The organism is Sphingopyxis sp. (assembly GCF_050725655.1).
Lineage (GTDB): Bacteria > Pseudomonadota > Alphaproteobacteria > Sphingomonadales > Sphingomonadaceae > Sphingopyxis.
Map to the genome: position 1 here is coordinate 1 of NZ_JBOHHT010000095.1, position 13,291 is coordinate 13,291.

Genomic DNA, 13,291 nt, shown 5'->3' on the forward strand with positions numbered 1-13,291 from the left:
CCATAGCTCTGCGCAAGCCCCTTGGCATCGTTACGCACCACCCGCGCACCCATCGCGGCAAAGGTATCGCGTTCGAGTTCGGCCGCGCACCCGGTGACCACGACCTCGGCGCCCGGCCGTTCGCGCAGCGCGCGCCGTACTGCCTGCCGCGCCTGCCGCACCGCTTCGTCGGTCACCGCGCAGCTGTTGAAGATGATCGTATCGCGCGCACCCGCGGCGCGCGCGGCCGCACGAACCCCTTCGCCCTCGGCGATGTTCAGCCGGCAACCGAAATTGACGACCTCGACCGGGTCGGCGAGGGGAGCGCTCATCCGAACTGCGCCCAGTCGGTCTCGCCCTCATAGACGCGCGTCGCGGCGCCGCTCATCACGATCGGCTCGCCCGGTGCCCAACGGATCACCAGGTCGCCGCCGGGCAGCGATACCGTCACCGGCGATTGCACGAGGCCAGCGCGGATCGCAGCAACCGCGGTCGCGCAGGCGCCCGTGCCGCACGCCTGCGTGAGGCCCACGCCGCGTTCCCATACGCGCAGTTGCAGCTGGTTCTCGCCGTCGAGGCTCGCGACATTGACGTTGACGCGCTCGGGGAACAGCGGGTCGGTTTCGATCCGCGGTCCCAGCTCGTCGAGCGCGACGGCATCGGCCTCGGGCACGAAAAAGACGATATGCGGATTGCCGACATTGACCCCGGCGCCGTGCTCCAGCTCGTCCCACGCGACGGGCATGTCGCGCGTGTCCATCGGCATCGCGAGCGGGATATGCTCCCAGTCGAATTCGGGCTCGCCCAGCGTCACTTCGGCGCCGCCATCGGCGGGGGTGACGCGCAGCATGCCGCCCAGCGTTTCGATGACCGCGGGCTGGCCGATCAGCGTCGCGACACAGCGCGTCGCATTGCCGCACGCCTCGACCTCGCCGCCGTCGGCGTTAAAGATGCGCATCTTCACGTCGGCGCTTGTGGATGGCTCGAGCAGGATCAGCTGGTCGCACCCGATGCCGTGACGCCGGTCGGCGATCGCATGCGCGCGCGCCGGCGTCATCTCGACGCCATGCTCGCGCGCGTCGATCACGACAAAGTCGTTGCCGAGGCCGTGCATCTTGGTGAAGCGGTCTGCCATAGTCCGCGCATGTAAGGGCGCACGGGCGCGAAGTCTAGCGATGCGGCGGGATCAGGCCGTCTTGCGCAGCGGTGCGTCTTCGCTGGCATCGGGGCCGGCGGGCGGCACCATCGGCGCGCGTAGCAGGCCGCGCTCGGCGAGCAGCCGTTCGGTATCGGCCGCCGACGAGGCGCGGCCGAAATACCAGCCCTGCCCCTTGGAACAGCCGAGGCGGGTCAGTTCGATCGCGGTCGCCTCGTCCTCGACCCCTTCAGCGGTGATCGGCATCGCCAGGCTTTCGCCCAGCCGCACGATCGCGACGACGATCGCCTGCGCGTCGGGGCTGCCGCGCATCGCGGCGACAAAGCTGCGGTCGATCTTTATGCGGTCGAACGGCAGCGCGCGCAGGTGCGACAGCGAGCTGTAGCCGGTGCCGAAATCGTCGAGGCTGAGCGAGACGCCCTGATTCTTGAGGCTGGTGACGATCGATCGTACCAGCGGCAGATTCTCGAACAGCGAGCTTTCGGTAATCTCGACCTCGAGCTGCGCGGCGGGAAAACCGACCTCGACGAGCAGCTTGGTCAGCTTCTGGCTGAACCACGGATCCTTCAATTGCTGCGGCGAGATATTGACCGCTAGCATGATCGACGGATCCCAGCGCTTGGCGATTTCCATCGCTTCGCGGATCACCTGCAGCGACAATTCGCCGATCAGGCCGCTTTCCTCGGCGACCGGGATGAAGCGTTCGGGCGGGATCATGCCATATTCGGGCGACTCCCAGCGCATCAGCATTTCAAAGCCGATCAGGCGCCCGCTGGCGATGTCGACCTGCGGTTCGAAATGCGGGACGAATTCGCCGCGCGGCATGCCGTCGCGAATGCCGGTTTCGATCTGGTTGCGGACCTGCACCGCCATCTCCATTCCGGCCTCGAACCAGCAGAAGCGGTTCCGGCCCTCGTCCTTGCAATTGTACATCGCGATGTCGGCCTGACGGACCATCGTTTCCATCGTTACGCTGGCGTCGCTGGCGAGCGATATGCCGAGCGACGCGCCGACCCGGATCTGCTGCGCGTCGTGCGTGACCGAATTGTCCAGCGCCATGACGAGTTCGGCGGCCAGCGCGTCGATGTCGGCCCGCGTCGCGGGCTCGAACACCAGCATCGCGACGAACTCGTCGCCGCCGAGCCGCGCCTTGGTGGCATTGGGCGGCAGCACGGCCGAGATCCGCTCGGCGGCGACCTGCAGCACGCGGTCGCCCGCGGCATGGCCGTGGATGTCGTTGACGGTCTTGAAATGGTCGAGGTCGAGCAGGAACAGCGCGACCTGGCGCTTCTCGGCGATCGCGCTTGCAATTTGCCGCTGCCCGGTCGCGAGCAGGGCCCGGCGATTGAGGAATCCGGTCAGCGGGTCGGTATCGGCAAGGTAGCGCGCGCGTTGCTCGGCCTCGGTACGCTCAAGGATTTCGCGGTTGAGATCCTTGTAGCGGCGCCAGCCGAAGAGGATCAGCGCGACATTGAGGATGACCGCAGTCGCCAGCGCGCGATCGGGGCCGCCGCCGATGCCGATCAGCGCGCGGACGGCCGCCTGCATCACATTGCTGCCCGTCCCCACGAACAGCAGGATCGCGGCGACAACGATGCCGCCCGCTATGATGTCGCGTTTGGCGCCCTCGCTGCGGTCGAATGGCTTCGGCGTCGATGTCATATGAATTTTTCCCACCCTGGCTGGCTTAATGGGGGCAAAGCGGTGAAATTTGGGTTAAGCGCGCCGCCGCCGCGCCGTTCGCGCGCGCAGGACGGCCGCCGCTTGCTTTCGGCGCCGCTTTTGCGTAAAGGCGGCCGCGTCCGCGCGCATCTTGCGTTCGGGCATATCGACATCCGCGACGGAAACACTGTCCACGGATACCGCTGGTTGGCGAGGTTTCGCTCACCGGCGTGTTTTGCGTTGCGGGCGTCATAAACAAGGATTTTGGACTGTGTTCGATAGTCTGAGCAGCCGCCTGGGCGATGTTTTCGGGAAGCTCCGCGGCCGCGGTGCGCTGACCGAAGACGACGTGCGCGCCGCGATGCGCGAAGTGCGAATCGCCCTGCTCGAAGCCGACGTCGCGCTGCCCGTCGTGCGCACCTTCGTCGACCAGGTCACCGAACTCGCGATCGGCCAGAATGTCCTGCGCTCGGTCACGCCGGGGCAGCAGGTCGTCAAGATCGTCAGCGACGCGCTGACCGAAATGCTCGGCTCCGAAACCGCCGAGCTCGAGCTCGCCGTCACCCCGCCCGCGGTCATCATGATGGTCGGCCTGCAGGGCTCGGGCAAGACGACGACGACCGCGAAGATCGCGAAGCGGCTCAAGGAAAAAGAGCGCAAGAAGGTGCTGATGGCGTCGCTCGACGTCAATCGCCCCGCCGCGCAGGAGCAGCTTGCCGTCCTCGGCACCCAGATCGATGTCGCGACGCTGCCGATCGTCGCGGGGCAGGGCCCGGTCGAGATCGCCCAGCGCGCGCTGCAGGCGGCAAAGCTGCAGGGCTATGACGTCCTGATGCTCGATACCGCGGGCCGCCTCCACGTCGACCAGCAGCTGATGGACGAGATGCAGGCGGTGTCGCGCACGGCGAACCCGGCCGAAACCTTGCTCGTCGTCGACAGCCTGACCGGTCAGGATGCGGTGCAGGTCGCGCAGCGCTTCACCGATCAGGTGCCGCTCACCGGCGTCGTGCTCACCCGCATGGACGGCGACGCGCGCGGCGGTGCCGCGCTCTCGATGCGCGCGGTCACCGGCAAGCCGATCAAATTCGCGGGCACGGGCGAAAAGCTCGACGGGCTCGAACTGTTCCAGCCGTCGCGCATCGCGGGCCGCATCCTCGGCATGGGCGACGTCGTCAGCCTCGTCGAGCGCGCCGCCGAAACGATCCAGGCCGAAGAGGCCGAGGCGATGGCGGCGAAGATGGCCAAGGGCCTCTTCGACCTCAACGACCTCAGGACCCAGCTCAACCAGATGCGCCGCATGGGTGGCCTCGGTGCGCTTGCGGGCATGATCCCGGGCATCAAGAAGGCGCAGGTCGCGGCGGCGCAGGGCGGTGCCGACGACAAGATGCTCATCCACTTCGACGCGATCATGGGGTCGATGACCCCCAAGGAACGCGCGAAGCCCGAAATCCTGACCGCGAAGCGCAAGATTCGCATCGCCAACGGGTCGGGAACCACGGTTCAGCAGGTCAACAAGGTGCTCAAGATGCACCAGGAAATGGCGACCGCGATGAAGAAGATCCGCAAGATGGGCGGGCTCAAGGGCCTCGGCGCGCTGTTCGGCAAGGGCGGCGGCCTCCCCGGAATGGGCGGCGGTGGCCTCCCCGGTCTCGGTGGAGGCGGATCAATCCCGCCAGAACTCGCTAATTTGATGAATAAAAAGAAGTAATTACACCCGAATTTCAGTTTACAGGTAAAAGGAAAATATCATGGCTACCTCCATTCGCCTCGCACGCGGCGGTTCGAAAAAGCGTCCCTATTACAAGATCGTCGTCGCCGATTCGCGCAGCCCGCGCGACGGCCGCTTCATCGAACGCATCGGCAGCTACAACCCGCTGCTCGCCAAGGACAATCCCGAGCGCATCAAGCTCGACGCCGATCGTGCGAAGCATTGGCTGAGCGTCGGCGCCCAGCCGAGCGACCGTGTCGCCCGCTTCCTCGACGCCGCGGGTGTCCAGGAACGCGCCGCGCGCAACAACCCCAACAAGGCGGTCCCGGGCGAGAAGGCCAAGGAACGCGCCGAAGAAAAGGCGCAGAAGCTGGCTGACGCCGAAGAAGCCGCAGCCGCTGCTGCCGCCGCTCCGGCACCCGAACCCGAAGTGGTCGAAGAAGCCGCTCCGGCTGAAGAAGCTGCCGCTGAAGAAGTCGTGGCCGAAGAAGCTGCCGCTCCCGAAGCTGCTGAATCGCCCGCGGCTCCTGAAGCCGCAGAATCGGATGCAACCGGTTCGGTGAAGAGCGAAGCGACCGCCGAAGCCGTTGCCGAAGCCGTCGCCGACGAAACCCCGGCCGACGCGACTGCTGAAGACGCGACCGCGATCGCTGAAGAAGTCGCCGAAGGCGGCCCGGTCGCTGCCGAAGCCGAAGAAGCTCCGGCTGCCGAAGAAGCGCCCGCTGAAGAAGCCGGCGAAGAAAAGGCCGAAGGTTAAGTCTTGGCCGACGCGAATCGCCCCGTCACCCTCGCCGCCATCGCCGGCGCGCACGGGGTACGGGGCGAGGTGCGTCTCAAACTGTTTGGCGAAGGCGCGGAGGCTCTCCGTGCCTTTTCCGTTTTTGAGGCAGGCGATCGCAAGCTGACCCTGAAATCGGTGCGCCCGGCGAACCAGGGCGCGGTCGCGACCTTTGCCGAAGTCACCGACCGCAGCGGCGCCGAGGCGCTGCGCGGCACCATCCTTACCGTTCCGCGCTCATCGCTGCCGCCCTTGGGCGAGGGCGAATATTACCATCACGACCTGCTCGGCCTGCCGTGCGTGTCGACTGACGGCGCGGCCATCGGCCACGTCGCCGCGATCGAGAATTTCGGTGCGGGCGACATCCTCGAAATCGAGAAACCCGACCGCAAGCGCTTCATGGTTCCGATGACCGCGCAGGCCGTGCCGGCGTGGAACGACGACGGCGTCACCGTGAATGCGGCGTTCGTCGAATAGCCGATTGTCCTGACCGGTCATTCTGATAGCCCCGTCGCACATCACCGGGGAGACTGTCATGCGTTGGAAATCGGGTTTTACTTTCGCTCTCATGCTCACAGGCGCGCTCCCCGCCACGGCGCAGGAAACGGCACCCAAGGCCCTCGACCAGCTTGCCCCCGAAATCGACGCGCTCTTCGCCAAATTCCAGGCCGAACAGCATGTTCCCGGGGTGGTCTATGGCGTCGTCAAGGACGGCAAGCTCGCCTATGTGAAGGGCATCGGCGTCCAGAACATCACCGACAAGCGCGCCGTCACCCCCGACAGCCTGTTTCGTATCGCCTCGATGACCAAGGCGTTCACTGCGCTGTCGATCCTGAAGCTGCGCGACGACGGCAAGCTTCGCCTCGACGACCTTGCCGAACAACATGTGCCCGAGATGAAGGGCTGGACCTATCCGACCAGGGACAGCCCGCGCATCCGGGTGCGCGACCTGCTTCAGCATGTCGGTGGCTTCGTCACCGACGATCCGTGGGGCGACCGCCAGCAGGTGCTGCCGCAGGACGAGTTCACCAGGATGGTCGCGGCGGGCGTGCCGTTTAGCCGCGTGCCGCAGAGTGGCCATGAATATTCGAACTTCGGCTATGCGCTGCTCGGCCGGATCGTCAGCAATGCTTCAGGCATGCCGTACACGGCCTATGTCCAGCAGACGATCCTGACCCCGCTCGGCATGACGAGCAGCGGCTTTGACGCGCCGAAAGCGCCCAAGGCGCGCTACGCGCTCGGCTATCGCTGGGAAAACGAACGCTGGACCGCCGAGCCCGAGATGGTCGACGGCGCGTTCAACGCGATGGGCGGGCTGCAGGTCAGCGCCAACGATTATGCCAAATGGGTCGCCTTCCTGCTCTCGGCCTGGCCCGCGCGCGACGATGCGGACAATGGCCCGGTCAGGCGGTCGACGGTGCGCGAGGTCGCGCAGGGCCTGAACTTCACCTCGGTGACGAACCGCACCGGGGCGAGCGGCGCCGACGCGTGCAAGCTGTCGAGCGCTTACGGCATGGGCTGGCGCGTCGCGCAGGATTGCGACCTTGGCCTGACGCTCGCGCACGGCGGCGGCTATCCGGGTTATGGCAGCCATGTGATGCTGATGCCCGACCATGGCGTCGGGATCTTCGCGCTGTCGAACCGCACCTATGCCGGCCCGTCGGGTCCCGCATGGGACACCGCGGTCGTGATGGACAAGGCGGGGCTGCTCGAAACGCGCGCGGTGCCGGTGTCGCCGGCGGTGGCGGACGCCTATGCGGCGGCAAAGGCGGCTTATGCCGCGGGCGATCTTGGTCCGCTGCAGGGCAAGCTCGCGATGAACTTCCTGCTCGACCGCTCGGCCGACAACTGGAAGGCCGAATTTGCGAAATTGAAGGCCGAGGTCGGCGAATGCCCGACCGACGAACCGCTCACGCCGACCGGGGCGATGTCGACCGCCTTCCGCCTCAACTGCGCGAAGGGCAAGCTCGACGGGGTCTTACTGCTCGCGCCGACGACACCTGCCGCGATCCAGGCGCTGCGTTTCCGCGTCGTGCCGCCCGACGCGCACTGACGTCGAGGGGATGGGTGTCGACGAGGCGGGGCCGTTAGCAAGGGACGACCCCGCCCCGTTTCGCCCTGGGCCTTGAGAGGGGGCGGGGTGACTTATCGCGCCCGGCGCTTTGGGGTCACGCCGCAGCGCGCGGCGGCGCGGGTGAAGACGCTGTCTTCGCCGGGCGCACTCGGCAAGGCGATCCATTCGCCGAGACGCCGGAACGGGGTCGCGAGCCAGTGGAGCCCGCGGGCTATATCGGCGCTGAAATGATCATGACCGTCATTCCAGGCGCGCATGAACTGCTCGTCTTTCATCGTTCATCTCCTTTCGCTTGGGTGTTGCCTAGATGCACCTCTCCGCATCGCGCCGCCAACAAAAGGCGTAGACCATATTATAAGCTGACCTTATAAGGTGCCATGTCCAAGCTTCCGCCCCTCGCCGCCGTCCGCACCTTCGAAGCCGCCGGTCGTCTGCAGAATTTCTCGCGCGCCGCCGAGGAGCTGGGGCTGACGCAGGCCGCGGTCAGCTATCAGGTCCGCCAATTGGAAGACCGGCTCGGCCGCGCGCTCTTCGTGCGTGAAAAGGGCCGCGTGCGCTTGTCGGAGACCGGGCAACGGCTGCTGCCCGCGATCAGCAATGCCTTTTCGTCGATGGGCGACGCCTTCGCCGCGCTCGGCAGCGACGAAGCCGATGTGCTGACGATCAGCACCATGGCGACCTTTGGCGGCACCTGGCTTAGCGCGCGTATCGGCAGTTTCCAGCTCGCCTATCCCGACCTTGCTGTCCGCATGTTGCTGAACAACGAGCTCGTCGATTTCAATGCCACCAACGTCGATGTCGCGATCCGCGTCGGCCGCGGAAGCTGGGCCGGCCTGCGCGCAGACTTCCTCTACCGCAGCCATGTCACGCCGATCTGCGCACCCGCCTTTCTGGAACTGAACAGCATCGAGACGCCTGCCGACCTGCTGCGTGTCGACCGGCTGGCACCCAATGACCCGTGGTGGGCGGGCTGGTTCGCCGCTGCGGGCGTGGTGAGCGGCCCGTTGCCGCAACGTCGCGGCATCGAACTCGACAGCCAGTTCCAGGAAGCGAGCGCAGTGCAGGGGGGCTATGGCATCGCGCTGATGACGCCCTTGCTCTGGCGCGCCGAACTCGACGCCGGGCGGCTCGTCAGGCCATTCGACGCGCTCTATCAGCCGGGGACCGCGCATTATCTCGTCCATCGCGAAAACCGGGTCGGGGTACGCAAGATCGAACGGTTCCGCGAATGGCTGCACGCCGAAATGGAGAAGGATCGCCACCTGCTTCCCGAAGAGCTATGGGAGCCGCTGCCATGAGTTTCACCGCCGTCCCCCTGACGCTTTACCCCGACATGTTTCCCGGTCCGCTGGGGCACAGTATGGCGGGGCGCGCGCTCGAAAGCGGGACATGGAATTGCGCGCCGGTGCAGATCCGCGACTTTGCGACCGACAAGCATCGCACCGTCGACGACACGCCCGCGGGCGGCGGCGCGGGGATGGTGCTGAAAGCCGATGTGCTGGCGAGCGCGATCGATCATGCGACGGCCGCGCATCCGGACCTCCCGATTCTCGCGATGACCCCGCGCGGCGCGCCGATCACGCAGGCGCGCGTGCGCCAGCTCGCGGCCGGCCCCGGCGCGATCATTCTCTGCGGCCGCTTCGAGGGCTTCGACGAACGCATTTTCGACGCGCGGCCCATCGAAGAGGTGTCGATAGGCGACATCATCCTGTCGGGAGGCGAGATGGGCGCTCTGTTGCTGCTCGACGCTTGCATTCGGCTGCTTCCCGGCGTAATGGGCGCGGCTTCAAGCGGTGACGACGAATCGTTCGAAAACGGTTTGCTCGAATATCCGCACTATACCCGGCCCGTAAAATGGGAAGGGCGCACGATCCCCGAAGTGCTGCGATCGGGGGATCATGCGAAGATCGCTGCCTGGCGGAAACAACAGGCGGAAGATCATACACGGTTACGCAGGCCGGACCTTTGGGAGCGTCATGTCGATGCTCGGGCCCGACCTGCCTCTGGCGCGCGGCGAAAAGAAAAGGACTAGAGGCATGAACCTCATCCAGACGATTGAAGCCGAAGAAATTGCCAAAGCGGCAAAGACCATTCCGACCTTCCGTCCCGGCGATACGCTGAAAGTCGGCGTGAAGGTCGTCGAAGGCGAACGCACCCGCGTCCAGAACTTCGAAGGCGTGTGCATTGCACGCTCGAACAAGGGCATGGGCTCCAACTTCACCGTGCGCAAAATGTCGTTCGGCGAAGGTGTCGAGCGCGTGTTCCCGCTCTATTCGCCCAACCTCGACAGCATTACCGTCATCCGCAAGGGTGCCGTGCGTCGTGCGAAGCTTTACTATCTTCGTGGCCGCACTGGTAAATCGGCGCGTATTGCGGAGCGCCGCGATTACCGGCCGGAAGCCAGCGAGGGCTAAGGGAGCTTTCCCAACCCCAAGCGAAAACAGCTTTCCAAAACGACCGGTTCCGCCAAAGCGCAGAACCGGTCGTTTTTATTTGGGCAAAGCGAATTCGATGCAGCAGTTCCAGTCATTCCAGCCGACACGGCGCGCCTTCATCGGCGCGGTGCCTGCCTATCTTTTTGGCATGGTTGGCGCGTCGGGCGAGGCGATGGCGGCCACCAATGCGCAACGGCTGGTCGTGGCAGCGCGGAAGCAGGTCGGCGTCACGCTGCGCTACGATCCCGCCTACACGGTGCTCGCTTTCCCCGGCGGCGACGTCGACCGCGCGAAGGGCGTGTGCACCGATGTTGTGATCCGCGCCTTCCGCGATGCGCTGGGACAAGACCTGCAGGCTCTTGTAAACGCCGACATGCGCGCCAACTTTACGGCCTATCCGAAAAACTGGGGACTAGGGCGCCCCGACCGCAACATCGACCATCGCCGCGTTCCCAATCTGGCGACCTTCTGGCGGCGGCAGGGCGCGTCGTTACCTGTTACCGACAATCCGGCCGACTGGCGGCCGGGCGATATTTTCACCGCATTGGTCGGCGGGCGCTTGCCGCACACCGGCATCGTGTCCGACCGCAAGGATACGACCGGCGTGCCGCTTGTCCTCCACAATATCGGCGGCGGCTCGCGCGAGGAGGATGCGCTGTTCGACCACAGACTGACCGGCCATTTCCGCTGGAAAGTCTGACGCTATTTTACCGGGTTTCTTGCACTGAGGAGTGAGTGAATGGGTTATCGTATCGTTGTCGCTGGCGCGACGGGCAATGTCGGGCGCGAAGTGCTCGCCATCCTGTTCGAACGCGAATTCCCCATCGACGAACTGGCGCTGGTCGCCTCGTCGCGCAGCCAGGGCCTCGACGTCGAACTCGGCGACACCGGCAAGACCGCCAAATGCCAGAATATCGACAATTTCGACTGGACCGGCTGGGACATGGCGATCTTTGCGATCGGCAGCGAAGCGACCAAGATCCACGCACCCAAGGCCGCGGCGGCGGGCTGCGTCGTGATCGACAACTCGTCGCTCTACCGGATGGACCCCGACGTGCCGCTGATCGTGCCCGAAGTGAACCCCGACGCGATCGACGGTTATACGAAGCGCAACATCATCGCGAACCCCAACTGCTCGACGGCGCAGATGGTCGTCGCGTTGAAGCCGCTGCACGACGCCGCGAAGATCAAGCGCGTCGTCGTTTCGACCTATCAGTCGGTGTCGGGCGCCGGCAAGGCGGGCATGGACGAATTGTGGAACCAGACGCGCCAGATCTTCGTCGGCGACGAAAAGGACATTCAGCTGTTCACCAAGCAGATCGCCTTCAACGTCATCCCGCACATCGACAGCTTCCTCGACGACGGCTCGACCAAGGAAGAGTGGAAGATGGTCGTCGAGACCAAGAAGATCCTCGATCCCAAGATCAAGGTCACCGCGACCTGCGTTCGTGTGCCCGTCTTCGTCGGCCATTCGGAAGCGATCAACATCGAGATGGAAAATGAGCTGTCGGCCGAGGACGCGCAGCGCATCCTGCGCGAGGCGCCCGGCGTCGTGCTCCACGACAAGCGCGAGGACGGCGGTTATATCACCCCCGTCGAATGCGTCGGCGACTTTGCGACCTTCGTCAGCCGCGTCCGCGAAGACCCGACGGTCGACAACGGCCTCAACCTCTGGTGCGTCAGCGACAACCTGCGCAAGGGCGCGGCGCTGAACGCAGTGCAGATCGCCGAACTGCTCGGCCGGCGGCATCTGAAGAAGGGCTAAGTCCAGATCCTCCCTGTCGCGAAGCGATGGGGAGGGGACCGTTCGCGAAGCGAATGGTGGAGGGGCCGCGATGTCGCACCAAATCCCCTCCGTCAGCCTCTTCGAGGCTGCCACCTCCCCATGCCTTGGGCACAGGGAGGATCCCATGGCGATTTGACGGCATTCGAGCTATGCCGCTGAAATGACCAGCCCCTATGCCTTTACCCATGCCCTCTGCCGCGCCCCCGCCCGTGCGGCGGTGAAGGGTATCCGCGCCGAAGGCGGCCCCGATCCCGATTTCTATGGCCTCGTCGCCGAGCATGAAGCCTATGTCGCGACCCTTCGCGAACTCGGCCTTTCGGTCGAGGTGCTGCCGCCGCTCGATGACTTCCCCGACGCGCTGTTCACCGAAGACGTCGCGCTGACCTTTCCCAAGGGCGCGATTCTGCTCCGCCCCGGCGCTCCGAGCCGCGCGGGCGAGGTCGGGCATATCCGCGAGCCGCTGGCCGCGCACCACGGCCGCCTCCTCGAAATGACCGGCCCGGGATACGCCGATGGCGGTGACATCTTGCGGCTTGCCGACCGTGTGATCATCGGCCTCTCGGCGCGCACCGACCGCATCGGCGCGGAGGAGCTCGCCGGCCTGCTCGGCAAGCTCGGCTACCGCGCCGAGATCGCCGAAACGCCGCCGGGCGTCCTTCATTTCAAGACAGGCTGCGGGCTGATCGACGCGCGCACGATCCTCGCCGTCCCCGCGCTCGCCGATTGTCCGCAGTTCGCCGGGCTGGAGGTCGTGACGACGCCGCCGGGCGAAGCGCCCGCGGCGAATATCCTGCGCATCCGCGACACCGTCCTCGTCGGCGACCGCTGGCCCGCGACGCACGCACTGCTCGCGGCACGCGGCATCGCAATCCGACCGCTGCCGACCGACCAGATCGCGCATATCGACGCGGGGCTCAGCTGCATGTCGCTGCGCTGGTGACGGCATCGAAAATCGCTGTCCTACAATATCTTGCTGCACTAGGTCATCGGCATGATGAAAGCCCCGACTTTGCGCCAGATACATGCATTTGCGAGTGAAGTTAGGCAGTTTTCGGCCATTTCCGTCCTCGCGGATTTCGGTCGATGACGGCCGGTTCGGCGCGTCCCAACGCGCAAAGGCCGCTGATCGGCCTGCTCCTTGCGCTGCTGCTCCTCGCGCAGATCGACCAGCCCTATCCCGAAGTCGCGCTGCTCCAGCATATCCCGACGATGCTGCTGCTCGTCGCGTCGCCCTGGCTGCTGCGCCGCTGGCCGCTGTCGACCGCGTCGGTCGCGTGCATCGCGCTCTTCATGGCGCTCCACACTCTCGGCGGGCGCTATGCCTACAGCAATGTCCCCTATGACGATTGGGGGCGCACGCTGACCGGGACGAGCGTCTCCGACGCCTTCGGCTGGACGCGCAATCATTATGACCGCCTCGTCCATTTTGCTTTCGGGGCGCTTTCGGTGATCCCCGTCGCCGAAATCGCGCGGCGCTGGGGCGGACTCGGCGCGCGCGGCGCGGCGTTAACCGTGCTTGGTTGGGTCTTGGCCATCTCGTGCTTTTACGAAATCTTCGAATGGCTGCTCACCATCGTCGCGGCGGGCGAAACCGCCGACCGCTACAATGGGCAGCAGGGCGACATATGGGACGCGCAAAAGGATATGGCGCTTGCCGCCTTGGGTGCGTTAGTGGTTATGGCGATGGGGCTGATCGTTCGGAACAGGAGATAG

The 13,291-nt window shown here is 65.7% G+C and carries 13 protein-coding genes and 2 pseudogenes; 11 read left to right on the plus strand and 4 right to left on the minus strand.

What is annotated here, in order from left to right; translation table 11 throughout:
• The 3 genes and pseudogenes from ACREBX_RS14405 to ACREBX_RS14415 all read right to left on the minus strand — a co-directional run.
• A pseudogene (locus ACREBX_RS14405) lies at positions 1-311 on the minus strand (tRNA (N(6)-L-threonylcarbamoyladenosine(37)-C(2))-methylthiotransferase MtaB); the annotation flags it as partial.
• Positions 308-1,114 carry a diaminopimelate epimerase gene (gene dapF, locus ACREBX_RS14410; RefSeq protein WP_431562436.1) on the minus strand — a complete coding sequence of 269 codons (807 nt, stop codon included), beginning with the start codon at positions 1,112-1,114 and terminating at the stop codon, positions 308-310. The gene dapF and the pseudogene ACREBX_RS14405, both read right to left, overlap by 4 nt.
• A 51-nt stretch (positions 1,115-1,165) precedes the next feature.
• Positions 1,166-2,797, minus strand: a complete 1,632-nt coding sequence (locus tag ACREBX_RS14415; RefSeq protein ID WP_431562437.1) for a putative bifunctional diguanylate cyclase/phosphodiesterase — start codon at positions 2,795-2,797, stop codon at positions 1,166-1,168.
• A gap of 271 nt (positions 2,798-3,068) precedes the next feature.
• Between ACREBX_RS14415 and ffh the strand changes: the two genes are divergently transcribed.
• The 4 genes and pseudogenes from ffh to ACREBX_RS14435 all read left to right on the plus strand — a co-directional run bounded on the left by ffh (position 3,069) and on the right by ACREBX_RS14435 (position 7,336).
• A complete protein-coding gene (gene ffh / locus ACREBX_RS14420) occupies positions 3,069-4,505 on the plus strand; it encodes a signal recognition particle protein (protein ID WP_431562438.1) in 1,437 nt (478 codons plus the stop codon).
• A gap of 40 nt (positions 4,506-4,545) precedes the next feature.
• Positions 4,546-5,007: pseudogene (gene rpsP, locus ACREBX_RS14425) on the plus strand (30S ribosomal protein S16); the annotation flags it as partial.
• Positions 5,008-5,265: 258 nt separating this feature from the next.
• Positions 5,266-5,760: a ribosome maturation factor RimM gene (gene rimM, locus ACREBX_RS14430; RefSeq protein ID WP_431562439.1), complete on the plus strand. Its 495-nt coding sequence runs from the start codon at positions 5,266-5,268 to the stop codon at positions 5,758-5,760.
• A gap of 58 nt (positions 5,761-5,818) precedes the next feature.
• Positions 5,819-7,336, plus strand: a complete 1,518-nt coding sequence (locus tag ACREBX_RS14435) for a serine hydrolase domain-containing protein (protein ID WP_431562440.1) — start codon at positions 5,819-5,821, stop codon at positions 7,334-7,336.
• 92 nt (positions 7,337-7,428) lie between these two features.
• Here the strand turns inward: ACREBX_RS14435 and ACREBX_RS14440 are convergent, their stop codons facing one another.
• Positions 7,429-7,632, minus strand: coding sequence for a hypothetical protein (locus ACREBX_RS14440; RefSeq protein WP_431562441.1), 204 nt, complete (start codon positions 7,630-7,632; stop codon positions 7,429-7,431).
• Between the two features lie 102 nt (positions 7,633-7,734).
• On the opposite strand from ACREBX_RS14440, the gene ACREBX_RS14445 reads away from it, so the two are divergent.
• The 7 genes from ACREBX_RS14445 to ACREBX_RS14475 all read left to right on the plus strand — a co-directional run bounded on the left by ACREBX_RS14445 (position 7,735) and on the right by ACREBX_RS14475 (position 13,291).
• On the plus strand, positions 7,735-8,655 hold the full coding sequence (locus ACREBX_RS14445; RefSeq protein WP_431562442.1) for a LysR substrate-binding domain-containing protein: 921 nt from the start codon (positions 7,735-7,737) through the stop codon (positions 8,653-8,655).
• Entirely contained in the window at positions 8,652-9,389 is a 738-nt protein-coding gene (trmD, locus tag ACREBX_RS14450) for a tRNA (guanosine(37)-N1)-methyltransferase TrmD (RefSeq protein WP_431562443.1), read from the plus strand. The genes ACREBX_RS14445 and trmD overlap by 4 nt, the downstream gene beginning before the upstream one ends.
• A gap of 4 nt (positions 9,390-9,393) precedes the next feature.
• Positions 9,394-9,771: a 50S ribosomal protein L19 gene (rplS, locus tag ACREBX_RS14455; protein WP_088442879.1), complete on the plus strand. Its 378-nt coding sequence runs from the start codon at positions 9,394-9,396 to the stop codon at positions 9,769-9,771.
• 97 nt (positions 9,772-9,868) lie between these two features.
• Positions 9,869-10,492 carry a DUF1287 domain-containing protein gene (locus ACREBX_RS14460; RefSeq protein WP_431562444.1) on the plus strand — a complete coding sequence of 208 codons (624 nt, stop codon included), beginning with the start codon at positions 9,869-9,871 and terminating at the stop codon, positions 10,490-10,492.
• A gap of 39 nt (positions 10,493-10,531) precedes the next feature.
• Positions 10,532-11,557, plus strand: a complete 1,026-nt coding sequence (locus tag ACREBX_RS14465; protein WP_431562445.1) for an aspartate-semialdehyde dehydrogenase — start codon at positions 10,532-10,534, stop codon at positions 11,555-11,557.
• Positions 11,558-11,738: 181 nt separating this feature from the next.
• Entirely contained in the window at positions 11,739-12,518 is a 780-nt protein-coding gene (locus ACREBX_RS14470) for a dimethylarginine dimethylaminohydrolase family protein (protein ID WP_431562446.1), read from the plus strand.
• Between the two features lie 143 nt (positions 12,519-12,661).
• A complete protein-coding gene (locus ACREBX_RS14475) occupies positions 12,662-13,291 on the plus strand; it encodes a DUF2238 domain-containing protein (protein WP_431562447.1) in 630 nt (209 codons plus the stop codon).